The following is a 22,694-nucleotide window of genomic DNA, read 5'->3' on the forward strand; positions in this document are numbered from 1 at the left end:
GCCTGGGGCAACCGGCGGGCATCTTCAACAGCAAGGTGGTGCAAAACAGCGGCGGCTTGATCGCCCTGATGGTGCTCTTGCTCAACAGCTGGAATGCCAATAGCCACCTGAGCCAGGCCAGTGCGCTGGAGGGGATGGACAATCAGCGGATCAACGACACGATTTCCGCGACGCTGTATGCCGGGGCGGCGTTGACGGCGGTGGTAGATATGCAGATTCGGAAGGGGTTGGGGGTTAAGGAGTTCACTTTTCGCTTATCTGCTGCGCCAGCGCTGACGCTCTTTGGTGGTGTTATTGGTGGATTTTCAGCTGTTGCCTCGGGGATGGAATTTCTATCAATACAAAAGCAATTAGAGGGCGCTCACACTTCTATCGATCCATGGTTGGTGATGCGTCACTCTGTAGTCGCTGGACAGGTGGCTGCTTTTAGTGCCCAAGCGCTACTAGGCGTGGCCTATACCGCCAAGGCTATCGCTGGTGTCATGACCATCGACGCCGCGATTACAGGCTATCTGTTATGGATGGGGCCTATCACGATCCTGATCGCCGGGCTGGGTGTGCTGTACCTGATCGCCTGGTTTTTCCAGCAAAAGCCCTTGCAGACTTTTCTCGCCAACTGCTGCTGGTCCAAACAACGGGCGCGCGACCTGGGGCCCGTTTCGCCCGAGGCGCAGCAGCAGGAACTCGCCCAGTTGTACCGTATCCTGTATGCGCCGAAGGTCAGTGTTGAGGTGCTCAACACGCTGACCTATTCAGCTCATCCCCACATTAAACGCAGCCTCTCGGTCATCAGAAGCCTGACCCTCGACCTGCCGGGTGCGGAGCCCCACAGTACCTACCTGGCGCTGGCCATGATCGGTGACCCGATCGATCGTGATACCTGGGATATGCAACTGGAGATGAACCCACTCAGCACCGTGGCACCGCCGCGCTTATGGTGCGATGTCGGTAAATACTGGCTGGCGGAAAGCCGCTGCAGTTGGATACCCCACCAAGAGGGGCAAGGCCTGCGTTTGCACGGTGAGTTTCGGCTGTCGAACAACCTCAGTTCAAACCCCGCCAGTGTTTCGCTGCGCGTGTACTACCGGACACCACTGATCTCGCTGCTCGGCGAGGGCGCCTTTGTCGGCGGCGAACGGGGCATGGCCTTTACCATCACCCACAAAGATGGCGTCATCGCCCTGCGTGACGATCCTACTCCCGGTTTGGACAGTGCCCGGCATTACCTGTTGAGTGACCAGCAGCAATGCTCGCGCTACCTGCAGCCGACGTGGCGAAAATGAGTAGACCTGCTGCTGGTACGACCAGGAAACGCTTGTTCTCAAAAAGTGATTACCTGGCACCTCTACCGATCCCGACCGGTGAACAGCCGGCGGATGTGCTCAACACCATCTGGCGCAAAAATGAGGTGTTTCTCGATATTGGGAGCTACAGCATAGGCTCGGGGGTGATGGTGCTGTGGCCTCTCGTGATGATGTTTCTGGGTTTGGCTTACGGTTTTAGAAACATCTCGCCGGAAGGTAGTGTGCTGACTCTTTCTATAGGAGGGGTTATAACGGGTATCCCGGCACTAATTCTCATCCAAAGCCTGTTCCGCCCAGTCCCCTTGCCATTGCGCTTCAACCGCCAGCGCCGAGAGGTCTGCGTTCCCCGCGAAGACGGTGAGTACTGGATTGTGCCGTGGGAATCGGTGACTGCAGCGGCCATCCAGCATTCGACCGTCAGCCAAGGGGGCCGAATGGAAATGGGGCTGTTACTCATCGGCTTTGACAACCCCGATCCAAATGCACAGGAAGGCAACCAGCATTTCAGCCTGGGTTTCAACTGCGGCGGTGGTACCACGGCGATGGCCTTGTGGGAGTGCATGCGCAGTTATATGGAAGTCGGGCCGCAGGCCGTTGTTGACCGTACCGCTCGGTTTCATCGCCCCAAGGGCATCCTGGCAACATACATCGACGACTGTTTTGAGGCCGCACAGCGCAAGGGCTGGTTCTTGACGCTGCTGTGGGAGGGTTTTTTCGGCCTGTTTATTTTCAACACACTGCTGATTGATGTGTTGGAACGCTGGAAGCTCTCACCCCCACCGGACCTGCCGTACCCCGAGATCAGCGAATGGTCAAAGCCCTTGCCACCCGAACAGTGGGCCAAGCGCTCACCTGAACTGGAAGCAGCCATCGCTGAGCGTGAGGCTGAACTGGCGGCGAAGTCGACGCCTGCCTTGAGCCGGGGAAATGATGAGTAGACCTGCAGCCGGTACAACCAAAAAACGCCTGTTCTCACAACGTGACTACTTGGCGCCCCTGCCGATCCCGACGGGTGAACCACCGGCGGATGTGCTCAACACCATCTGGCGCAAGAATGAGGTGTTTCTCGATATTGGGAGCTACAGCATAGGGGCGGGGGTGATGGTGTTGTGGCCCCTTGTGATGATGTTTCTGGGATTGGCTTACGGTTTTAGGAATATTTCGCCAGAGGGTAGTCTGTTCACACTGATTGGTGGAGGCATTATTACGGGTATCCCCGCACTGATCATGATCCACGGCCTGTTCCGTCCAGTTCCCCTGCCGTTACGTTTCAATCGCCAACGCCGCGAAGTCTGCGTCCCTCGCGAAGACGGTGAGTACTGGATTGTGCCGTGGGAGTCGGTCACCGCTGCGGCCGTCCAGCATTCGACCGTTAGCCAAGGGGGGCGGTTGGAGATGGGGCTGTTGATCATCGGTTTTGATAACCCCGCCCCCGATGCACAGGAAGACAACCAGCATTTCAGTCTGGGTTTCAACTGCGGTGGCGGCACCACGGCGATGGCCTTGTGGGAGTGCATACGCAGTTACATGGAGGTCGGGCCACATGCAGTTGTTGACCGTACCGCTCGGTTTCATCGCCCCAAGGGCATCCTGGCAACATACATTGACGACTGTTTTGAGGCCGCACAGCACAAGGGCTGGTTCTTGACGCTGCTGTGGGAAGGTTTTTTCGGCCTGTTTATTTTCAACACACTGCTGATTGATGTGTTGGAACGCTGGAAGCTCTCTCCACCCCCCAACCTGCCGTACCCCGAAATCAGCGAATGGTCAAAGCCCTTGCCTCCCAAACAGTGGGCCAAGCGCTCACCTGAACTGGAAGCAGCCATTGCTGAGCGTGAGGCTGAGCTGGCGGCGAAGTTGGCATCTGCGTCGAGCCGGGAACGGCATGAGTAGACCAGCAGCCGGTACAACCCAAAAACGCTTGTTCTCACAACGTGATTACCTGGCCCCCCTGCCGATCCCGACGGGTGAACCACCGGCAGATGTGCTCAACACCATCTGGCGCAAGAATGAGGTGTTTCTCGATATTGGGAGCTACAGCATTGGATCAGGGGTGATGGTCATATGGCCCCTTGCGATGATGTTTCTGATTATGGGGTATTACTCTTGGGATGATGACCTCTGGTACATCTTCGCTATTGGAGCAGGACTCATCGTTGGTGTTCCATCATTTATCTTGATCCACGGCCTGTTCCGCCCAGTCCCCTTGCCCTTGCGCTTCAACCGCCAGCGCCGCGAGGTCTGCGTCCCTCGCGAAGACGGCGAATATTGGATTGTGCCGTGGGAGTCGGTGACCGCAGCAGCCGTCCAGCATTCGACCGTCAGCCAAGGGGGCCGAATGGAAATGGGGCTGTTGTTCATCGGCTTTGATAACCCCGATCACGATGCACAGGAAGGCAACCAGCACTTCAGCCTGGGTTTTAACTGTGGCGGCGGTACCACGGCGATGGCCTTGTGGGAGTGCATGCGCAGTTATATGGAAATCGGGCCGCAGGCGCTACCTGAAGCCAACGACTTTGACGGTGCCCGCGCAAGGCTGAAAGGGCGAAACGTCTTCTGGGGCGAATGTTGTAATTACGTGGATGGCATTCGCGAGTATGCCGTCACTGGGCGCATGCACAAGGCACTATGGCTGGTGTTTGCCCTGTTCGTGTTCGGCGCGCCTTTGGCCTTCATGCTGCAAACCTGGAAGCTCTCTCCCCCCCCCGACCTGCCTTACCCCGAAATCAGCGAATGGTCAAAACCCCTGCCACCCGAACAGTGGGCCAAGCGCTCTCCTGAACTGGAAGCTGCCATCGCTGAACGTGAGGCGGAGCTGGCGGCATCGGCACACGCCGGTCAGGCGCGCTAGCTGCCAGGTTCGGACGCAGCGGAGGCTTCAGGCGTGGTCGGTAAAGGTATCCGCCAAAACCTGATTGCGCGGCACGCCGGCCAGGAACAGTCGACGGGCGAACTGCTCCACGCTGGTCGGCGCGCCGCAAACCAACGCCAGGGTTTGCCGTGACGGTGGGCGCAATGCCGCCAGCGCAGCGGGTAACTGCTCTGGGGTGATCAATTCCACCTGCAGTAATGGGTGTTCCCGCGCCAGCGCCTGCAACGGCGCCGCCAAGTAGTGCGCGCGCGGGTCGGGCGCCAGGTGCAAGAGCCGAATCGTCCCTCGGTGGCCCTGACGCAAGGCTTCGCGCAAGATGCCCCAGAGCGGCGCCAGGCCCGTGCCGGCGGCCAGCAGCCATAGCGGGCGCTCTTGCCAGTCGGCGTCATAGTGCAGCGCCCCGCCACGCAATTCCCCCAGGCGCAGCATTTCACCCACGTGCAGTTGTCGAGCCGCATCGCAAAACAGCCCAGGCCGACGACAGTCGATATGAAACTCCAGAAAGCCCTCTTCGCCCGGCAGGCTCGCCAACGAGTAGGGCCGGGCAACACCTGCGGCCGTCCACAACACCAGGTGCTGGCCGGCTTGGTAACGCAACGGTTTAAGCGGCACAACACGCAGGCGCAACACCTCAGGGGCGAGCCAGTCGAGTGCCACGATTTCAGCGGGCACACCATCCTCAAGAGGATCAAAGCGCGCAATGCGCAGGTCCTGGTCCACCCGACACTGGCAGGCCAACCGCCAGCCGTCCTGACGCTTTTCCTCGGCCAGCGCAGTAGGATTGGTATCGGTCGGCACACCTTCCAGGCAGCGCACCAGGCAGGCATGGCAACTGCCGGCCCGGCAGCTGTAGGGGATGGCCATACCGGCGTCATTCAAGGCATCAAGCAAGTTGCTACCGGCCGCCACAGTCCAGCAGTGCTCCCCTACATGCAGTTCAGGCATCGGCATACTCCCAAGCCGGCAGGCAACGATTGCGACCGCCATGCTTGGCACGATAGAGGGCTTGGTCGGCGCGGTGCAAGGCCGCGTCCAGATCATCATCTTTGGTGAGCAAGGTCATGCCCGCCGACAAGCTCAAATGCGAGCCTGGCAACACGACTGCTGCCAGCTCAGCCTCGGCAAAGGCTCGGCGCAGGCGCTCGCAACACACCGACAGTTGCTGGGCACTGCAGTGGGGCAGGAGCAACACAAACTCTTCGCCGCCGTAACGCGCCACAATGTCGGTTTCACGCAAACACGCCCGGGCAATATGGGCAAATGCCTGAAGGACCTGGTCGCCGACCGCATGCCCGTACACATCGTTGATACGCTTGAAATGATCAAGGTCGATCAGCGCCAGCCCATGTTGGCCACCCGCCTCCATGCGACCCAGCTCCTGCTCGGCCAGACGCAGAAAATGTCGGCGATTGAACAGACCGGTCAGCTCGTCAGTGGCCACCAACGCCTCCAGTTGACGCATCATGCCGCGCAAGGTGTCCTGATGGGCTTGAAGGGCGAAGCGATGCTTGCGTATGCGTTGCCGCGAGGCTTGTACATAGCGGGCATACAGGCACAACCAGACCAGTACCACGAGCAACGCACTGCCTTGCAGCAACGCAAGCGATGGGTTGGCCATCCGGCCGGTGAAGCCCTCCCAGCCATTGAGGACAAGGAAGCAGCCAAACACCAGCGCGGCGCAGCGGACAAATGCACAACCACGCAAATGGAACAGGCCAAACATCAGGATCAATGGATAGACCACCATAAAGGTTCCACGCGCCTGCCCCAGGTGGGCCAACAACCAGGTCAACCCGATCAAGGCCAGGACGATTTGCAGCTCAGTAAGGCTAGGGTCCTTGAAGCGCAAGTTGATCCCGCTGAGAAAAACCAGGCCCAGCAGCACTTGGGTCAACAGCATCAGGCCACTGCCTGCCACCAACAACCCCGGCGGCGCGAGGAAATGACCACACAGAAATGCCACCCAGGCCAACACCACAACCAGCGAGTAGGTGCTGACAGCCAGAAGGAAACGCTTGATGAGAAGCTTCTGCAGCGCTGTTTCGGTCACAAATGACTCACCGTGCTGCCATTGATGGCGACAAGTTGAAAGATGGCTAGGTGCCACTTTAGGCGCTGAACACAACAATTGCCATGTTTGCACTGACGTACCACGCAAAATCGATGCCTGTCTGCTGCCGACCTTTGTTGCACGACACAAACGTGTATCGACTGCCGATGCACGCTATACTGCGGCGCCTTTTTTGCGTCGCCAGCTCCAGTCGGCGCGCCTTGAAAGTCGTTTCGACAGCCCGTTTGCGTCGAAACTCCTTATTGAATGTTCCCGTCTTTAAGAGGAGCGCGCTGCATGACCGTGATCAAGCAAGACGACCTGATTCAGAGCGTTGCCGACGCCCTGCAGTTCATTTCCTATTACCACCCCGTGGACTTCATCCAGGCGATGCACGAGGCCTACCTGCGCGAAGAGTCGCCGGCAGCCCGTGACTCCATCGCCCAGATCCTGATCAACTCGCGCATGTGCGCCACAGGTCACCGGCCAATTTGCCAGGACACCGGCATCGTCACCGTATTTGTGCGCGTCGGTATGGACGTGCGCTGGGATGGCGCCACCATGAGCCTGGACGACATGATCAACGAAGGCGTCCGTCGCGCCTACAACCTGCCGGAGAACGTCCTGCGTGCTTCGATCCTGGCCGACCCGGCTGGCGCTCGCAAGAACACCAAGGACAACACCCCGGCGGTGATTCACTACTCCATCGTTCCAGGCAACACCGTGGAAGTGGATGTGGCAGCCAAGGGCGGCGGCTCCGAGAACAAATCGAAGATGGCCATGCTCAACCCGTCCGACTCGATCGTTGACTGGGTGCTGAAGACCGTTCCGACCATGGGTGCTGGCTGGTGCCCACCTGGCATGCTCGGCATTGGCATCGGCGGTACCGCCGAGAAAGCTGCGGTCATGGCCAAGGAAGTACTGATGGAGTCCATCGACATCCATGAGCTCAAAGCCCGCGGCCCGCAGAACCGTATCGAGGAACTGCGCCTGGAACTGTTCGAGAAGGTCAACCAACTGGGCATCGGTGCCCAGGGCCTGGGCGGCCTGACCACTGTACTCGATGTCAAGATCATGGATTACCCGACCCACGCCGCGTCGCTGCCGGTGTGCATGATCCCGAACTGCGCCGCAACCCGTCACGCGCACTTCGTGCTCGACGGCTTGGGCCCGGCAGAGCTGGAAGCGCCGTCGCTGGACGCCTACCCGGAAATCGTCTGGGAAGCCGGCCCATCGGCTCGCCGTGTCGACCTCGACACCCTGACCCCGGCAGACGTTCAAAGCTGGAAGCCGGGCGAAACCATCCTGCTCAACGGCAAGATGCTCACCGGTCGCGACGCTGCGCACAAGCGCATGGTCGAGATGCTGAACAAGGGTGAGGCTCTGCCAGTAGACCTCAAGGGCCGTTTCATCTACTACGTAGGCCCAGTCGACCCGGTTGGTGACGAAGTCGTTGGCCCAGCCGGCCCGACCACCGCGACGCGGATGGACAAGTTCACCCGTCAGATCCTTGAGCAAACCGGCCTGTTGGGCATGATCGGCAAGTCCGAGCGCGGCCCGACTGCAATCGAGGCGATCAAGGACAACAAGGCTGTCTACCTGATGGCGGTCGGTGGCGCGGCTTACCTGGTCGCCCAGGCGATCAAGAAGTCCAAGGTGCTGGCCTTCGCCGAACTGGGCATGGAAGCGATCTACGAGTTCGAGGTCAAAGACATGCCTGTTACCGTTGCGGTCGACAGCAAAGGTGAGTCGGTTCACATCACCGGTCCAGCGATCTGGCAACACAAGATCGCCGAGAGCCTGGCAGTAGAAGTGAAGTAAGCTGCACGGCGATGAGGCCCAGCCGGGTCTCATCGCCGCAGCGTTTTATCCCACGACGCGCAACGACACCGGCTGCGCTACCTGACGCTGGCTCAGGTAACGAATGCAGCTCACCCGCAGGAACGAGGCGAAATTCACGACCTCACCGCGGTAGGCCATCACTTCTTCATACAACTTCGTGATCAACTGGTTGACGGTCATTCCATCGACCTCGGCGATCTCCTGCAACACATCCCAACACTGGTTCTCAAGCCGCACCGTGGTCACGACCCCGCGAATGCGCAAAGAGCGGCTGCGCGACTCATACAGAATGGGATCGGCCCTCACGTAGAGCTCGCACATACCGCCTCCTTCAGAGTGTGATCCGGGTGCCGAGCAAGCCCAGGAAACCGGCCAGCCACGCCGGGTGTGCCGGCCACGCAGGCGCCGTGGCCAGGTTGCCCTGAACATGGGCCTGAGTCACTTCGATGTCGACATACTGACCACCCGCCAAGCGCACTTCCGGTGCACACGCCGGATAGGCGCTGCACTCGCGGCCTGACAGTACGCCCGCAGCGGCGAGCAGTTGGGCGCCGTGGCAGACGGCCGCAATCGGCTTGCCCGCCTGATCGATGGCCTTGACCAGTTGCAACACCTGCTCATTCAGGCGCAGGTACTCCGGTGCCCGCCCACCCGGAATCACCAGTGCGTCGTAGTCTTCGGCACGTACCTTGGCGAAGTCGAAGTTCAGGGCAAAATTGTGCCCCGGCTTCTCGCTGTAGGTCTGGTCACCCTCGAAATCATGGATTGCCGTGCGTACCGTTTGCCCCGCGGCCTTGCCCGGGCACACGGCGTGCACGGTATGGCCGACCATCGATAATGCCTGGAACGGCACCATCACTTCATAATCTTCGACGTAATCGCCGACCAGCATCAGGATTTTCTTCGCGGCCATTTCGCAGACTCCTTGGGCACAGGGGGAAAGTTCTCCATCACAATAGACCTCCCCAGCCAACGGCGGGTAATAGTCTGGTACTACAGCGACGGTCGTTCAGTCGCGCCGATTCAACAGGTTGACCACCAGACGATCCAGCCAGCCCCACATCCGCTGCTGAACCCGCTTCCACCAGGGCCGGGCGTGCCAATGCTCTAGGTCAATGACCGTGCTCTGGGCGAAGTCTCGCTCGAAGCTGGCGGCCACTGCGGCGGTCAACGGCGGGTCAAGCGCCTCAAGGTTGGCTTCGAGGTTGAAATGCAGGTTCCAATGGTCAAAATTGCACGAGCCGATGCTCACCCAATCGTCAATCAGCACCATTTTCAAATGCAGGAAGCAGGGCTGGTACTCAAAGATCTTCACCCCGGCACGCAACAGCCGGGGGTAATAGCGATGGCCGGCATAGCGCACCGACGGATGATCGGTACGCGGCCCCGTCAATAGCAGGCGCACATCGACGCCCCGTGAAGCTGCCCGACGCAATGAACGACGCACTTTCCAGGTCGGCAGAAAATAAGGTGTCGCCAACCAGACCCGACGCTGCCCAGTGTTCAGTGCACGCACCAGCGACTGCAGGATATCGCGGTGCTGCCGGGCATCGGCATAAGCCACACGCCCCTGCCCTTTGCCCTCTGGCGGTACCCGAGGCACCCGTGGCAAACCAAAATGAGTCGGTGGGCGCCAGGCCGTGCGGCGCAAGTTGGCTCGCCACTGCCGGTCGAACAGCATCTGCCAGTCCGCCAGCAGCGGCCCGCGCATCTCGACCATGACCTCATGCCACTCGCTGACCTCTTCACCTGGGGTCCAGAATTGATCCGTGACACCCGTACCGCCGACGACCGCCCAAGACTGATCCACCAGCAGCAACTTGCGGTGATCGCGGTACAGGTTGCGCACACCACGGCGCCAGCTCAGCGAGTTGTACCAACGTAACTCGACACCGGCCGCCAGCAGTCGCTGGCGCAAGCTCAGCGTAAACGCCAACGATCCGTAAGCATCGAACAGACAGCGTACGTGCACACCGCGCTCCGCAGCCTGAACCAGCGCCGCCACCATCGCCTCGGCACAGGCACCGGCTTCCACCAGGTAGAGTTCCAGGTCCACCTGATGCTGGGCACGAACGATGGCGGTGAGCATCCGCGGGAAAAATTCGGGGCCGTCGATCAGTAACTCGAACTGGTTACCCCCGCGCCAGGGAAAGACCGCCCCGGCCATCTCAGCGCGCCGTGAAAATCAGCACTGCACCCACCGGAACCGACAGGCTGATGGACTGCAGCCCGGCGACCTTGCGCAAGGCATCCAGACCCGGTGCCAGGTCGAACTCTTCAGCCCGCAGCATCAGCGGCTCAAGCGTCACCACCTGAAAGCGCCGCTCATCAAGCCGAGTCGCCAGCAGTTGAGCACTGTAACTATGCTCCTTGCCATGCAGGCTGACCGTCACCGGCAAACGCAACTCCAACTGAGCACCATTGGCCAGGTCATTGATGGGACGCAGATCAAGCTGGGCACGAATCAGCGCATCGGGGAAACGGGCGACCTCGAACAGGTCTTTGCGCATGCGCTCATCACGCAGGGGTATACCGCTATTGACCGAGTCCATCTCGATCTGCAGCTCAGCCGCGCCTTTGCTATCGACCTTGCCATGTAACACCAGGAAACGATGGACTTCGGTGACATCACCATTCTTGTTGGTGATAAACGACAGCCGCGACGACTCGTTGTCCAGGTACCAATTAGCCTGGGCCGGCAAAGCCAATACTGCGAGCAGAGCGAAGAACAGACGGGACGATTTGAACATGTGAAATCCATAGGCACAGTAGCAGTCAACCTTACCTGCACACCCTCATGGCAGCAAGCGACAGCCCTGCCTCGGCCCTTCCCACGTGGCACGATTGCTACGCCCCAACCCTGTAGCGCTGACCAAGTGCAAAGACGGCTCATCGCGCAGCGTACTCAATGGCAAATACTGCTGAACATATCCACGGCAATACTCGGCAGGAAATGCCATGACATATCGGCAGGAGCAGTACTCCTTGGCAGAGTAGGCACTCAGCACCCCAGGAAACGCCAGCAAGGCCTCCCGCTCCCACCCGGCCCAGGCGCACGCGCTAATCAGCAGCACCAGCAACATACGTTTCATGGTTGTTCTCCCGCGAAGGCCGCGAGGGCCCGCTTGAGGAGTTCGTTATGTTGATAACGCCCATCGCGATCATCCGCATAGCGCACGATCACCAGTTTCTGAGCTGGCAACACGTAGAGTGCCTGGCCCCAATGCCCCAAGGCGGCAAACGTCTCGGCGGGCGCATCCGGCCAGGGCCTGGTGCCGCCCGCGACAGGCGTATTCAACCACCAGTGGCCACCGGGTGTTGCTTCACCGGGCGCTGCGCTTGCCGCTGCAAACGGCTGGCGGTTGAACGCCACCCATTCAGGCGGCAGCAACGGCTGCCCCTGCCAGCGCCCATCACGCAACATCAGCAAACCAATACGGGCCAGGTCACGGGCGTTCAGGTACAGGTAAGAGGAGCCGATCAACGTACCGCTGGCATCCCGTTCCCAGGTTGCCTGAGTGATCCCCAACGGCTGGAACAGGGCTTGCCATGCATAATCCTCACTATCGACCATGCCACGCAGCGCCGCCGCCAACAGGTTACTGTCGCCACTGGAGTAGAGGAAGCGCTCACCGGGGCCGGCAGCACGTGCACGGCTGGCGGCGTAGGCGGCCATATCCGCGCGCCCTCGGGTATAGAGCATGGCCACGACCGAAGAGTGGAGCGGCGCGTACTCATAGTCCTCTTGCCACGCAAGGCCGCTGGCCCAGTGCAGCAGGTCCTCAATGCGCACCTGCGGGTGAGCCTGCATCGGCGCGTAATAGCGCGCCACCGGATCTTGCAGGCTGAAACGCCCCTGGCCGTAGGCAACGCCGAGTAGCGTCGCCAGGACGCTCTTGCTGATCGACCAGGTCAAATGGCGTGTCTGCGCCGACGTCGGCGCCACGTAGCGCTCATACACGATGCGCCCGTCCTGGACGACCAGCAAGGCATCCGTGCGTACGCCCTCACGGCCTTGACTGCCACGCGGCGCAAACGCGTACGCCTCCAGTGCCTGCAACGCGGGGCCTGCCGGCGGGCTTGTCGAAGCCCAGTCCGAATCGGGCCAGATCTCTGCTGCACGGCCCTCCAGCGCAAACACGCTCAATGCAATGATCAACAGCACAGCCTTGCCCATGGCCGGACCTCAAGACAGTCGATCCGCCCCAGACTACTCCGGTTCTATGACAATCCCGCAGCAGCGCAGGCTTTGGCCAGGCGCTTGGACCGTGCAGCACTGGCGATATCGAGAACGCCCTGATCGCGCTGCCAGAGGCTGGCCCACTGCCCATCGCTGGCCAGCAACGCACGGTTGATCTCCTCTCGCAAGCCCGCGAACTGGGCAAACAGCCCACCCAGCAGCAGGTGACAAGCCCCCGTATCCGCACACAGCCGACTACCCTCGGCACAGCCGGCAAGCAGACTGATCAGACGTAGTTGCAGGCTCTGCGGCCACCGGCTGACCTGGCCAACGCCATACAGCCAGGCACACAGAGCGCTGAGTACATAGAGGTCTTCGAGGGTGCGAAAGGGTTTGACATAGGCATCCCAGCCATCACCGGCCAGGCGCTCGCACAGCGCCTGCTCAAGGTGCAGCCGGGCATGCCCGACTTCTGGCATCAACGGTAGCGCTGGCAAAGGCTCCAAACGGACCCCGGGCTCGCCGGGGTAAACCACGGCCAGGCTCAAGCGCGGTGATTCGCCCTCTGCCTCGCTCCGGGCGGCCACCAACAGCCAGTCGGCATCCAGCCCGGCGGTGACAAAATCCTTGCTGCCACTCAGGCGCAGTTCATCAAGCCGGGTTTGCATGTCGGCCGGGCGCACACTGCGTCGCTCGCTGGCACACAGGGCACCAAGGCTCTGCGGTGCACTGGGCCAGAGCACCCGCAACGCGGCCTGATAACCAAGCAAGAAGGCCAAGCCCGGGGTCGGCATCGACCGTCCACCCAGGATTGCCAACTCGAACGGGCTGCAGGTGCCAAGCCGCTCGAGCAACACACTGTAAGTCTCACCCAACGTCGCCAACAGCGGTTGAGACGGCATGTGGTTGAGTCGTTCCAGCCAGACCATTGAGGGACTCCTTAGGGGCTGTCATAGAAGCATCACCAATCATTCACCGGGGTGACACCACGTCTACCTAGGCTGACTTTGCACAACAAAGTCGACCAGCCGCAACCCCATGGCTGGCTTATGGAGACTCGCAATGACTCAGATCGCTCGCTCTGGCGACAACAGCACTGAACGCCGTCTGCAAGCCGAACGTCTGGTCGGCCCAGAGGCCCTGCAAGAAGCACAGGCCCTGCGCTTCAACGTGTTCAGCAGTGAATTCAAGGCCAAGCTAAACGGTGCAGAACACGGCCTGGACATGGATGACTACGACCCTCACTGTCAGCATATCGGTGTACGCGACCTGACCAGCGGGCGCCTGGTGGCCACCACCCGACTGCTTGACCATCAGGCAGCCAGTACGCTGGGCCGCTTTTACAGTGAAGAAGAATTCAGCCTGCACGGCCTCGGCCATCTGCATGGCCCGATCCTGGAACTGGGTAGAACCTGCGTCGACCCGGCCTACCGCAATGGCGGCACCATCGCCGTGCTATGGAGCGAGTTGGCTGAAGTGCTCAACGAAGGCAACTATAGCTACCTGATGGGTTGCGCCAGTATTCCCATGCAGGATGGTGGCGTTCAGGCACATGCCATCATGCAGCGCCTGCGCGAGCGCTACCTGTGTAACGAGCACCTGCGCGCAGAGCCGAAAACGCCACTGCCGAACCTGGCCCTGCCAGGCAATGTCATCGCCGAAATGCCGCCGCTACTCAAGGCCTATATGCGCCTGGGGGCTAAGATCTGTGGCGAACCCTGCTGGGACGAGGCGTTTCAGGTCGCCGACGTGTTCATCCTGCTCAAGCGCGACAACCTCTGCCCGCGCTACGCTCGCCACTTCAAGGCGGCCGTCTGATGCGGCGCCTGCGCGTCCAGGGACGCGTTCTGCGCCTGTTGCTGGTGGTTCTGCTCGGGCTGAGCATGGCAAGCCTGTTCAGCCTTTACGAACGCCTTCGCCTGAACCCCTCGCTACAGCGCCGGCAACGCTGGTCTCAGCTGTTCATGCGCCAGTTGAGCAATGCCCTGCCCTTCAAGGTCACGGTGGTGGGCAACCTGCCGCAACAACCCATGCTGTGGGTGAGTAATCATGTGTCTTGGACGGACATCCCGTTGCTCGGTATGATCACGCCACTGGCGTTCCTCTCCAAGGCCGAAGTACGCACCTGGCCTGTAGCCGGTTGGCTGGCGCACAAGGCAGGCACACTGTTCATCCGTCGCGGAGGCGGCGACAGCCAGTTGCTGCGCAAGCAGATCAGCCAGCACCTGCAACAACAGTGCGACCTGCTGATATTCCCGGAAGGCACCACCACCGATGGGCGCAGCCTGCGCACGTTTCACGGCCGTTTGTTGGCCAGCGCCATCGATACCGGCGTGCCAGTGCAGCCGGTCGCCTTGCGCTACCTGCGCAATGGCGAAACAGACGCCATCGCCCCCTTTATCGGCGATGATGACCTGCTCTCGCACCTGCTGCGCCTGTTCAGCCATGAACGCGCCGAGGTCGAGATTCACCTGCTTGAGCCCATCGCCAGCCATGATCAGGAGCGCGCCGTACTGGCCCTGAACGCTCAGCAGGCCGTGCATCGCGCGCTGTACGGTCAGCCCCCAGAGGCCATGCCGCAACGGCGGGCCAAAGCGGCTTAACGCAGGGCTTTCTGTGCGAAGGCCTGCAACTGCGGGTAGAACAGCCGAAAGTCTTCCTGCAAAGGCTCGTACAACGCTTGCACCTCCTCCCAGGCACCGTCGAGCCCCTCGGGGCGCGACAGCCGTCGGGAAATGCCCTTGAGCACGCGCTCCAGCACCGCGAACTCACGGTATGAACCCAGCCAGTCGTCAGCCGCCATGTAAGGGGCTATCTGCGCCAGGCGACCCGGCAACACCGGCTGCTCGGCCAGCACCCGATAGACCCGGTGAGTAAACTGCGTCAACGGCTGATCGGCATAATCCAGCCAGTCCCGGGCCAGGCAATGGTCGAAGAACACATCAAGAATGATCCCCGCATAGCGCCGACGCTCGCGTGGAAACCGTCCCAGCGCCTCGTGCACCACGGGGTGACTGTCAGTGAATACATCGATCTGTCGGTGCAGACGGATAGCCGCTTCCAGCGACAGCGAAAAGCGACCGTCCAGCGGCCCTTTGACGAAGTCGCCATACAGGCTGCCGAGCAATTGCTCGGGCTGCTGGCCGCCAAGATGGAGATGTGCAAGGTAGTTCATGCGCGCAGTTTAGCACCTGGCCTGCACATATCGTTATAACCCGATATATCGATTTACGCAGTGCTAAGAACCTCTTCATATTTGTATATCGCGAAATACCGATTTATATTTCGCCGCATCGCGATATACCGTTACCCCTCATGAGCCACCACAATGACCCTTGATCTCGACGAAATAATAAAAGCCCTGGCCCACCCAGTACGGCGAGAAATCCTCAACTGGCTGAAAGACCCACACGTACAGTTTCCCGATCAGCAGCACAGTACCGAATACGGTGTCTGCGCAGGGCAGATCGATCAACGCTGCGGCTTGTCGCAGTCAACCGTGTCGGCGCACCTGGCAACCCTACAACGCGCCGGGCTGATCAGCAGCCAGAAGATCGGGCAGTGGCATTTCTTCAAACGCAATGAGGACACCATTCAGGCGTTCCTCAAGCAAATGAGCCAAGAGCTCTGACAAGGACCCTCGCATGCCCCTTCCCTTACTGATACTGGCGCTGAGCGCGTTTGCTATCGGCACCACCGAATTCGTCATCATGGGCCTGCTGCCCGATGTCGCTGCCGACCTGGGCGTCTCGATTCCAGGCGCCGGCTGGCTGGTCACCGGCTACGCCCTGGGCGTGGCAATCGGCGCACCGTTCATGGCCCTGGCCACCGCCAGGTTGCCGCGCAAGGCAGCCCTGGTTGCACTGATGGGTATTTTCATCATCGGTAACCTGCTGTGCGCACTGGCCAGTGATTACAACGTGCTGATGTTCGCCCGTGTGGTCACCGCCCTTTGCCATGGTGCGTTCTTTGGTATCGGCTCGGTAGTGGCGGCGAACCTTGTACCGGCCAATCGTCGTGCGTCGGCTGTGGCCTTGATGTTTACCGGCCTGACACTGGCCAACGTCCTCGGCGTGCCCCTGGGCACAGCGTTGGGCCAGGTCGCGGGCTGGCGCTCGACCTTCTGGGCCGTGACCCTGATCGGTGTCGTCGCCTTGTTTGGCCTGATCCGCTTCTTGCCCAACAAGCATGATGAAGAACAACTCGACATGCGCTCGGAAATGGCAGCGCTCAAAGGTGCGGGTATCTGGCTGTCGCTGTCGATGACCGTACTGTTCTCCGCGTCGATGTTTGCCCTCTTCACCTACGTCGCACCGCTGCTCGGTGATGTCACCGGCGTCAGCCCGCGAGGCGTGACCTGGACCCTGCTGCTGATCGGCCTGGGCCTGACCGTAGGCAATGTTCTGGGCGGCAAACTGGCTGATCGCCGTTTGGCGGCCACCCTCGTGGGCGTGTTTGCAACCATGGCGCTGATCAGCACGGCGCTGTCCTGGACCAGCACCGCCTTGATCCCTGCCGAAATCACCCTGTTTCTCTGGGCCACCGCCGCTTTCGCCGCCGTACCGGCCTTGCAGGTCAACGTAGTGAGCTTCGGCAAGGCCGCGCCAAACCTGGTATCGACCCTGAACATCGGCGCCTTCAACCTGGGCAATGCGCTCGGCGCCTGGGTCGGTGGCACGGTCATCGACCAAGGCCTGGGGCTGACCCGTGTGCCGCTGGCTGCTGCCGCACTGGCGGTTATGGCCCTGATCGTCACCCTGATTACTTTCCGCCAGAACGGCGACAACGCCGAACTGGCACCTGCCACCCACTGATTGCAACGAGGTCTACGTAAATGACGACGCTTTTCGACCCCATTACCCTCGGCGATCTGCAATTGCCGAACCGTATCATCATGGCTCCGCTGACCCGCTGCCGGGCGGACGAAGGCCGCGTACCCAATGCGCTGATGGCGGAGTACTACGTGCAGCGGGCCAGCGCCGGGCTGATCCTCAGTGAAGCCACCTCAGTGACGCCCATGGGCGTCGGCTACCCGGACACCCCCGGTATCTGGTCCAATGATCAGGTCCGTGGCTGGACCCAAATCACCAAGGCCGTGCATGCGGCCGGCGGCCGGATCTTCCTGCAGCTGTGGCATGTCGGACGCATTTCCCACCCCAGCTACCTGAATGGTGAAGCACCAGTGGCGCCGAGCGCCATTCAACCCAAAGGCCATGTCAGCCTGGTACGGCCAATCAGCGAGTTCCCGACCCCTCGAGCGCTGGAAACCGCAGAGATTGCCGACATCATCGAGGCCTATCGTACCGGTGCGGAGAATGCCAAGGCGGCGGGCTTCGACGGTGTCGAGATCCATGGTGCGAATGGCTACCTGCTCGACCAGTTCCTGCAGAGCAGCACCAACCAACGTACCGACCAGTACGGCGGCTCACTGGAAAACCGCGCACGGTTGATGCTGGAAGTCACCGATGCAGTGATCGAGGTCTGGGGGGCAGAACGTGTCGGCATGCACCTGGCGCCACGCGCCGATGCCCATGACATGGGCGACGCGAACCGTGCCGAAACCTTCACCTATGTCGCCCGCGAGCTGGGCAAACGGGGTATCGCCTTCATTTGCTCACGGGAAAAAGAGGCTGATGACAGCATCGGCCCGTTGATCAAAGCCGCGTTCGGTGGTCCTTACATCGTCAATGAGCGCTTTGACAAAGCCTCTGCCAGCGCAGCCTTGGCCAACGGCAAGGCAGATGCAGTGGCCTTTGGCATTCCATTCATTGCCAACCCGGACCTGCCCGCGCGCCTGAAAGCCGATGCACCGTGGAATGAACCGCACCCGGAAACCTTCTATGGCAAGGGCCCGGTCGGGTACATCGACTACCCACGGATGTAGTTAACAATACGGAAGCTGCCTGCGATCAAGGCACCCCGCGCCCCAGCAGCGGCAACCGCCCACACAAGGGCAAGGGGCGCAGGCAGATGATCCGTTCAACCGCGGCCTCAAGGCCGCGCGTTGATCTGCTGCTGCAGGTTCTGTATCTGGCTTTGCAGCGTATTGATGTTCCGTGTCACCTGGCCACGGAAGGCATCGAATTCAGCCGTAGACGCCCCCGCGCCTGCACTCGCTGCCGGGCGGTGTTCCTGCTCGCTCTTGAGCACAATCAAGTCTTGCTCCAAACGTTCGATCGCCGCGTTTGGATTACCTTGCTTCTTCAGCGCCGCGACTTCAGCCGACAAGCCCTTGAGCTGAGCATCGAGCTTGTCAGACTCGGCCTGCGCAGCCTTCAAGGCAGCCAATTCGGCCGTAACCGCCTTGAGCTGGGCTTGCACCTGAGCATTGGCTGCCTGCTGCTCACTGGCCTGTGCCAGTGCCTGCTCCAGACGCTTGCCCAAATCGCCCTGCTGACCGGCGACACCCTGCTGCTGCTTGTGTTGCTCAGCCAGACTGGCCTGCAGTTGCTTGATCTGCAACTTCAGCGCTTCGCTGCCAGTGGTCACGCTGGACTCACTGGCAGCGACCTTGCCACTGATCGCCTGCAGGCGCCCCGCTGCATCTTCGCTGATACGCGCAAAACTCTCCTGGGTGGCAACCAGTTGCTGCTCCATCAATGAGATTTGCTGGAAACTCCACCAGCCGAGCCCGGCAAGCGTAACGAAGGACGCCCCCAGCAATGCCCAGAGCGGGCCTGTTGCACCGCCCTTGCGGGCAGGCTGACGCACACCGGCGTGCGGCTGAGCAGCCGGCGTGAAGTCGTCGTGATCACGCGCCTCGGCCCTCAGGCTTGGGACATCATCGAAATCGTCATGGGCATCGTTACGCATGGGTACCTTCAACCGCCGTGATAGCAAATGAGCATTAGTATAAACCGCCCGAGGGCCGCACTGATCGACCACCTGCGAACCGATCGGTTCAGTGGCCGATGTGCTGTGCTTTCCACCAACCACAAAATTCGTCCAGCGCCGTCCAAAGGCTGACCGTCGGACGGTAGTCAAGCAAATGCCTGGCTCGGCTGATGTCCAGCGTGAAGTCCTTGTTCATGACCTGCATGCCCAGGCGTGACAGGGTCGGCTGTGGACGACCAGGCCATAGCAGGCAAGCCCCTTCATTCAACGCCGCCAGGCTGTATGCCAGACCGAACGAGCGGTAGCGTGTCACCTGCGGCACCTGCATCTGCCGCATGACATAATTGATCACGTCCCAGATGGGCAGCGGCTGCCCGTTGCTGATGTTGTACGCCTTGCCCAGCGCCTCATCACCAACATGCAAGGCGCTGAACAACGCCTCGTTGAGGTTCTGCACACTGGTGAAATCGACCTTGTTCAGGCCATTGCCCACAATGGCCAGGCGCCCCTTGCGCTGCATCTGCAGCAGCCGCGGGAAAATGCTGACGTCCCCGGCACCGGTGACAAAGCGCGGACGCAGGGCCAGTACCTCGAGGCCAAACTCTTGCGCCCCGAAGACCTTTTGCTCAGCAAGAAACTTGGTACTCGCATAATGATCATGGAAGCGTCGAGGCACCTGATCTTCGGTGATCCCCATGTGCGACCGACCATCGAAGTAAATCGACGGGGATGACAGGTGCACCAGGCGTCGGACATGCTCCTTCAGACAGGCTTCAACGACGTTCTCGGTGACCACCACATTGCCCTGATGGAAGTCTTGATAGCGCCCCCAGTGCCCCACTGCACCCGCACAATGCACAACGGCATCGACACCTTGGCACAAGCGCCGGGCCAGTTCAGGATCACCCAGATCGCCAGCAATGAACTGCGCACCACGACGTACCAAGTGCTCAACACCCTCAGCGCGTCGGCCGTTGACCCTGACATCCAGGCCTTGCTCAAGCGCATGGCGCGCAAAGCGCCCGCCAATAAAGCCGCTTGCGCCGGTGACCAGAATTCGCATGAACCACTCCGCTTAGAAATATCTCAGATGCTGCAGACGCGAGTCGCGCCTACAACGGCACCAGCCACTGCCGGCTTGTCGTCGCAAGATGCTCAGTCAGTTGCCCAAGCAATTGCCCGCCGTTGCGCCAATGATGCCAGTACAACGGCACATCGATAGGGGTATCAGGAAGTATTTCTACCAGACGACCCGATGCAAGCTGTTCGCTCACCTGCAACTCGGGCACCAGCCCCCAGCCAAGACCGGCCTCGGTCATCCGTAGAAACCCCTCCGAGGACGGGCACAAGTGGTGCATAAACCCCTCCTGGACCCCCAGCGACGCCAGGTAGCGGTGCTGCAGGAAATCGTCCGGGCCAAACACCAATGCAGGCGTGCGTGATAACCGCGTGACCTCAAAGCCATTGGCAAAATGACGCGCCATGAACGCCGGGCTCGCCAACGCCCGGTAACGCATGGCACCCAACAACAAGCTGCGTGCACCGGCCACCGGCCGCTCGCTGCCACATAGGCAGGCGGCCACTTCACCCGCCCGCATGCGCTTGAGCCCGACGTCCTGATCTTCCACCACCATGTCCAGCAACAAGCGCTGCTCAGCACAGAACTCACCCACTGCTGCCGCCCACCAGGTCGCCAGGCTGTCGGCGTTCAAAGCAATGCGCAGACGCTCGGGCATGCCCTCCTCGTCCAATGCCGGTACCTGCCGTTGCAGATCGCGCTCCAACAGCCGCACCTGCTGTACGTGGTTGAGTAGACGCCGACCGATCTCGGTCGGGCCCGGCGGTGTGGCCCTGATCAGCACCGGCTGGCCCACCCGGGCCTCAAGCAACTTGATCCGCTGCGAGATGGCCGACTGCGATAAACCCAGCACCTGCGCGGCACGCTCAAAGCCCGCCTGTTCGACCACCGCAGCAAGGGCCGAGAGCAATTTGTAATCGAACATTATTTTTCCTAATGCCAGATCAGCTTTATTTGTTTTTCTTATACAGCTGTTTTGCCCAGAATCACCAGCATCTTCTTTATATCTGCTGCGTGGCCTGACGAGGGGCAACGGCAGTCGTCTGTGGAGTTCTTCCTATGTGGCAAAGTTATCTAAACGGCTTGTTGGTCGCCTTTGGCCTGATCATGGCGATCGGCGCCCAGAACGCCTTCGTTCTCGCCCAAAGCCTGCGCCGTGAACATCACCTGCCGGTGGCCATGCTGTGCGTTTTGTGTGACGCAATCCTGGTGGCCGCTGGTGTCTTCGGCCTGGCGACGGTGCTGGCCCAGAACCCCACGCTGCTGGCAATCGCCCGTTGGGGCGGCGCGGTCTTCCTGATCTGGTACGCCAGCAAAGCGCTGATACGTGCCTGTTCGCAGCAAAGCCTGCAACACGCCGAAGGCCAAGGACAACGCTCGCGCCAGGCAGTACTGCTCAGCGCCCTGGCTGTCACCCTGCTCAACCCACACGTGTACCTGGACACCGTGCTGTTGATTGGCTCGCTCGGCGCTCAGCAAACCATGCCCGGCGCCTACGTGGCCGGTGCGGCCAGTGCCTCGGCACTGTGGTTTTTTACCCTCGCACTGGGCGCCGCCTGGCTCGCGCCCTGGTTGGCCCGGCCGAATACCTGGCGGATGCTCGACCTCATGGTGGCGGTCATGATGTTTGCGGTGGCCGCTCAACTGATCCTGGGCTGAGACAACATCGCTTAAAACCGGAAGAAGGCTCTGGAACCTCTTTCCCACACACTTGTTGCGTGGTTAAGCCTGGGGTCCGGTGCTATGATCCGGACCCTGCGTCGCAAAGAGTACAGACTCGCCGATGCACTTCCGGCCGCCCGTGATCGGCCTTGCGCTCACCGCAACAGACCTGATTAGGAGAATCACCATGGCTTTTGAACTGCCGCCGCTGCCTTACGCCCACGACGCCCTGCAGCCGCACATCTCCAAGGAAACCCTGGAGTTCCACCACGACAAGCACCACAACACCTACGTCGTGAACCTGAACAACCTGGTGCCTGGCACCGAGTTCGAAGGCAAGACCCTGGAAGAGATCGTCAAGACCTCTTCGGGCGGTATCTTCAACAACGCCGCTCAAGTCTGGAACCACACCTTCTACTGGAACTGCCTGGCACCAAACGCCGGCGGCCAGCCAACGGGCGCCCTGGCTGACGCCATCAACGCTGCGTTTGGCTCTTTCGACAAGTTCAAGGAAGAGTTCACCAAGACCTCCGTCGGCACCTTCGGTTCGGGCTGGGGCTGGCTGGTGAAGAAAGCTGACGGTTCCCTGGCGCTGGCCAGCACCATCGGCGCCGGCAACCCGCTGACCAACGGCGACACCCCGCTGCTGACCTGCGACGTCTGGGAGCACGCCTACTACATCGACTACCGTAACCTGCGTCCAAAGTACGTCGAGGCGTTCTGGAACCTGGTTAACTGGAAGTTCGTTGCCGAGCAGTTCGAAGGCAAAACCTTCACTGCCTGAATGCAACTGCTTTGAAAAAAACCCGGCCTGGCCGGGTTTTTTTTCGCACACTCTACCGCTCTGCGCGCTTGCCGTAGACCGATACCGC

The 22,694-nt window shown here is 60.8% G+C and carries 25 protein-coding genes; 12 read left to right on the plus strand and 13 right to left on the minus strand.

Annotated features, from left to right (window positions below):
- Nucleotides 1-56: 56 nt before the first annotated feature.
- From EKA13_RS28430 to EKA13_RS20100, 4 genes are read left to right on the plus strand one after another with little or no spacing between them, the layout of a single operon-like run.
- Entirely contained in the window at nucleotides 57-1,283 is a 1,227-nt protein-coding gene (locus EKA13_RS28430; protein ID WP_245704366.1) for a hypothetical protein, read from the plus strand.
- Nucleotides 1,280-2,242, plus strand: coding sequence for a hypothetical protein (locus EKA13_RS20090; RefSeq protein WP_065761047.1), 963 nt, complete (start codon nucleotides 1,280-1,282; stop codon nucleotides 2,240-2,242). The genes EKA13_RS28430 and EKA13_RS20090 overlap by 4 nt, the downstream gene beginning before the upstream one ends.
- Nucleotides 2,235-3,197, plus strand: a complete 963-nt coding sequence (locus tag EKA13_RS20095) for a hypothetical protein (protein ID WP_065761071.1) — start codon at nucleotides 2,235-2,237, stop codon at nucleotides 3,195-3,197. The genes EKA13_RS20090 and EKA13_RS20095 overlap by 8 nt, the downstream gene beginning before the upstream one ends.
- The gene (locus EKA13_RS20100) at nucleotides 3,190-4,155 is read left to right on the plus strand and encodes a DUF6708 domain-containing protein (RefSeq protein WP_065761048.1); all 966 of its coding nucleotides are present in this window, start codon (nucleotides 3,190-3,192) and stop codon (nucleotides 4,153-4,155) included. The genes EKA13_RS20095 and EKA13_RS20100 overlap by 8 nt, the downstream gene beginning before the upstream one ends.
- A 27-nt stretch (nucleotides 4,156-4,182) precedes the next feature.
- Here the strand turns inward: EKA13_RS20100 and EKA13_RS20105 are convergent, their stop codons facing one another.
- Both EKA13_RS20105 and EKA13_RS20110 read right to left on the minus strand, forming a co-directional pair.
- Nucleotides 4,183-5,121: an iron-sulfur-binding ferredoxin reductase gene (locus EKA13_RS20105; RefSeq protein WP_065761049.1), complete on the minus strand. Its 939-nt coding sequence runs from the start codon at nucleotides 5,119-5,121 to the stop codon at nucleotides 4,183-4,185.
- A complete protein-coding gene (locus EKA13_RS20110) occupies nucleotides 5,114-6,226 on the minus strand; it encodes a GGDEF domain-containing protein (RefSeq protein ID WP_065761050.1) in 1,113 nt (370 codons plus the stop codon). Before EKA13_RS20110 ends, EKA13_RS20105 begins: the two co-directional genes overlap by 8 nt.
- Before the next feature lie 297 nt (nucleotides 6,227-6,523).
- Between EKA13_RS20110 and EKA13_RS20115 the strand changes: the two genes are divergently transcribed.
- Entirely contained in the window at nucleotides 6,524-8,047 is a 1,524-nt protein-coding gene (locus tag EKA13_RS20115) for a fumarate hydratase (protein ID WP_065761051.1), read from the plus strand.
- A 45-nt stretch (nucleotides 8,048-8,092) separates the two neighbouring features.
- On the opposite strand, the gene EKA13_RS20120 is transcribed toward EKA13_RS20115, so the two are convergent.
- From EKA13_RS20120 to EKA13_RS20150, 7 genes are all read right to left on the minus strand, one after another.
- Nucleotides 8,093-8,389 (minus strand): ribbon-helix-helix domain-containing protein, encoded by a 297-nt coding sequence (locus EKA13_RS20120; protein ID WP_065761052.1) that lies wholly within the window; start codon nucleotides 8,387-8,389, stop codon nucleotides 8,093-8,095.
- Nucleotides 8,390-8,399: 10 nt separating this feature from the next.
- Nucleotides 8,400-8,981 (minus strand): DJ-1/PfpI family protein, encoded by a 582-nt coding sequence (locus EKA13_RS20125; RefSeq protein WP_065761053.1) that lies wholly within the window; start codon nucleotides 8,979-8,981, stop codon nucleotides 8,400-8,402.
- A 96-nt stretch (nucleotides 8,982-9,077) separates the two neighbouring features.
- Complete coding sequence (locus EKA13_RS20130; protein ID WP_065761054.1) at nucleotides 9,078-10,235, minus strand: phospholipase D-like domain-containing protein; 1,158 nt, start codon at nucleotides 10,233-10,235, stop codon at nucleotides 9,078-9,080.
- A gap of 1 nt (nucleotide 10,236) precedes the next feature.
- Nucleotides 10,237-10,818 carry a YceI family protein gene (locus tag EKA13_RS20135; protein WP_065761055.1) on the minus strand — a complete coding sequence of 194 codons (582 nt, stop codon included), beginning with the start codon at nucleotides 10,816-10,818 and terminating at the stop codon, nucleotides 10,237-10,239.
- A gap of 45 nt (nucleotides 10,819-10,863) precedes the next feature.
- Nucleotides 10,864-11,160: an amidase gene (locus EKA13_RS20140; protein ID WP_065761056.1), complete on the minus strand. Its 297-nt coding sequence runs from the start codon at nucleotides 11,158-11,160 to the stop codon at nucleotides 10,864-10,866.
- Nucleotides 11,157-12,245: a serine hydrolase domain-containing protein gene (locus tag EKA13_RS20145; protein WP_065761057.1), complete on the minus strand. Its 1,089-nt coding sequence runs from the start codon at nucleotides 12,243-12,245 to the stop codon at nucleotides 11,157-11,159. The genes EKA13_RS20140 and EKA13_RS20145 overlap by 4 nt, the downstream gene beginning before the upstream one ends.
- 44 nt (nucleotides 12,246-12,289) lie before the next feature.
- A complete protein-coding gene (locus tag EKA13_RS20150) occupies nucleotides 12,290-13,177 on the minus strand; it encodes an acyl-CoA dehydrogenase middle domain-containing protein (protein ID WP_065761058.1) in 888 nt (295 codons plus the stop codon).
- A gap of 133 nt (nucleotides 13,178-13,310) precedes the next feature.
- On the opposite strand from EKA13_RS20150, the gene olsB reads away from it, so the two are divergent.
- Both olsB and EKA13_RS20160 read left to right on the plus strand, forming a co-directional pair.
- A complete protein-coding gene (gene olsB / locus EKA13_RS20155; protein WP_065761059.1) occupies nucleotides 13,311-14,066 on the plus strand; it encodes an L-ornithine N(alpha)-acyltransferase in 756 nt (251 codons plus the stop codon).
- Nucleotides 14,066-14,851, plus strand: coding sequence for a lysophospholipid acyltransferase family protein (locus EKA13_RS20160; protein ID WP_065761060.1), 786 nt, complete (start codon nucleotides 14,066-14,068; stop codon nucleotides 14,849-14,851). The genes olsB and EKA13_RS20160 overlap by 1 nt, the downstream gene beginning before the upstream one ends.
- Here EKA13_RS20160 and EKA13_RS20165 read toward each other — a convergent pair.
- Nucleotides 14,848-15,423, minus strand: a complete 576-nt coding sequence (locus EKA13_RS20165; RefSeq protein ID WP_065761061.1) for an acyl carrier protein phosphodiesterase — start codon at nucleotides 15,421-15,423, stop codon at nucleotides 14,848-14,850. The genes EKA13_RS20160 and EKA13_RS20165 overlap by 4 nt on opposite strands.
- A gap of 153 nt (nucleotides 15,424-15,576) precedes the next feature.
- Here EKA13_RS20165 and EKA13_RS20170 point away from each other — a divergent pair, with 153 nt between their 5' ends.
- The 3 genes from EKA13_RS20170 to EKA13_RS20180 are packed head-to-tail and all read left to right on the plus strand — an operon-like array spanning nucleotide 15,577 to nucleotide 18,132.
- Complete coding sequence (locus tag EKA13_RS20170) at nucleotides 15,577-15,879, plus strand: ArsR/SmtB family transcription factor (RefSeq protein WP_065761062.1); 303 nt, start codon at nucleotides 15,577-15,579, stop codon at nucleotides 15,877-15,879.
- A gap of 13 nt (nucleotides 15,880-15,892) precedes the next feature.
- Complete coding sequence (locus EKA13_RS20175; RefSeq protein ID WP_065761063.1) at nucleotides 15,893-17,062, plus strand: MFS transporter; 1,170 nt, start codon at nucleotides 15,893-15,895, stop codon at nucleotides 17,060-17,062.
- A gap of 20 nt (nucleotides 17,063-17,082) precedes the next feature.
- Entirely contained in the window at nucleotides 17,083-18,132 is a 1,050-nt protein-coding gene (locus tag EKA13_RS20180) for an alkene reductase (protein WP_065761064.1), read from the plus strand.
- Nucleotides 18,133-18,239: 107 nt separating this feature from the next.
- Here EKA13_RS20180 and EKA13_RS20185 read toward each other — a convergent pair whose 3' ends face one another.
- The 3 genes from EKA13_RS20185 to EKA13_RS20195 form a co-directional block, all read right to left on the minus strand.
- Nucleotides 18,240-19,061: an ATPase gene (locus tag EKA13_RS20185; protein WP_065761065.1), complete on the minus strand. Its 822-nt coding sequence runs from the start codon at nucleotides 19,059-19,061 to the stop codon at nucleotides 18,240-18,242.
- A gap of 88 nt (nucleotides 19,062-19,149) precedes the next feature.
- Nucleotides 19,150-20,145 carry an NAD-dependent epimerase/dehydratase family protein gene (locus EKA13_RS20190; protein WP_065761066.1) on the minus strand — a complete coding sequence of 332 codons (996 nt, stop codon included), beginning with the start codon at nucleotides 20,143-20,145 and terminating at the stop codon, nucleotides 19,150-19,152.
- Nucleotides 20,146-20,194: 49 nt separating this feature from the next.
- Nucleotides 20,195-21,085: a LysR family transcriptional regulator ArgP gene (locus EKA13_RS20195; RefSeq protein ID WP_065761067.1), complete on the minus strand. Its 891-nt coding sequence runs from the start codon at nucleotides 21,083-21,085 to the stop codon at nucleotides 20,195-20,197.
- Nucleotides 21,086-21,219: 134 nt separating this feature from the next.
- Between EKA13_RS20195 and EKA13_RS20200 the strand changes: the two genes are divergently transcribed.
- Together EKA13_RS20200 and EKA13_RS20205 are read left to right on the plus strand one after the other, a co-directional pair.
- Nucleotides 21,220-21,819: a LysE/ArgO family amino acid transporter gene (locus tag EKA13_RS20200; RefSeq protein WP_065761068.1), complete on the plus strand. Its 600-nt coding sequence runs from the start codon at nucleotides 21,220-21,222 to the stop codon at nucleotides 21,817-21,819.
- Between the two features lie 190 nt (nucleotides 21,820-22,009).
- On the plus strand, nucleotides 22,010-22,606 hold the full coding sequence (locus EKA13_RS20205) for a superoxide dismutase (RefSeq protein ID WP_065761069.1): 597 nt from the start codon (nucleotides 22,010-22,012) through the stop codon (nucleotides 22,604-22,606).
- Nucleotides 22,607-22,694: the final 88 nt, after the last annotated feature.

This window comes from Pseudomonas defluvii, from assembly GCF_001695625.1.
Taxonomy (GTDB): domain Bacteria; phylum Pseudomonadota; class Gammaproteobacteria; order Pseudomonadales; family Pseudomonadaceae; genus Aquipseudomonas; species Aquipseudomonas defluvii.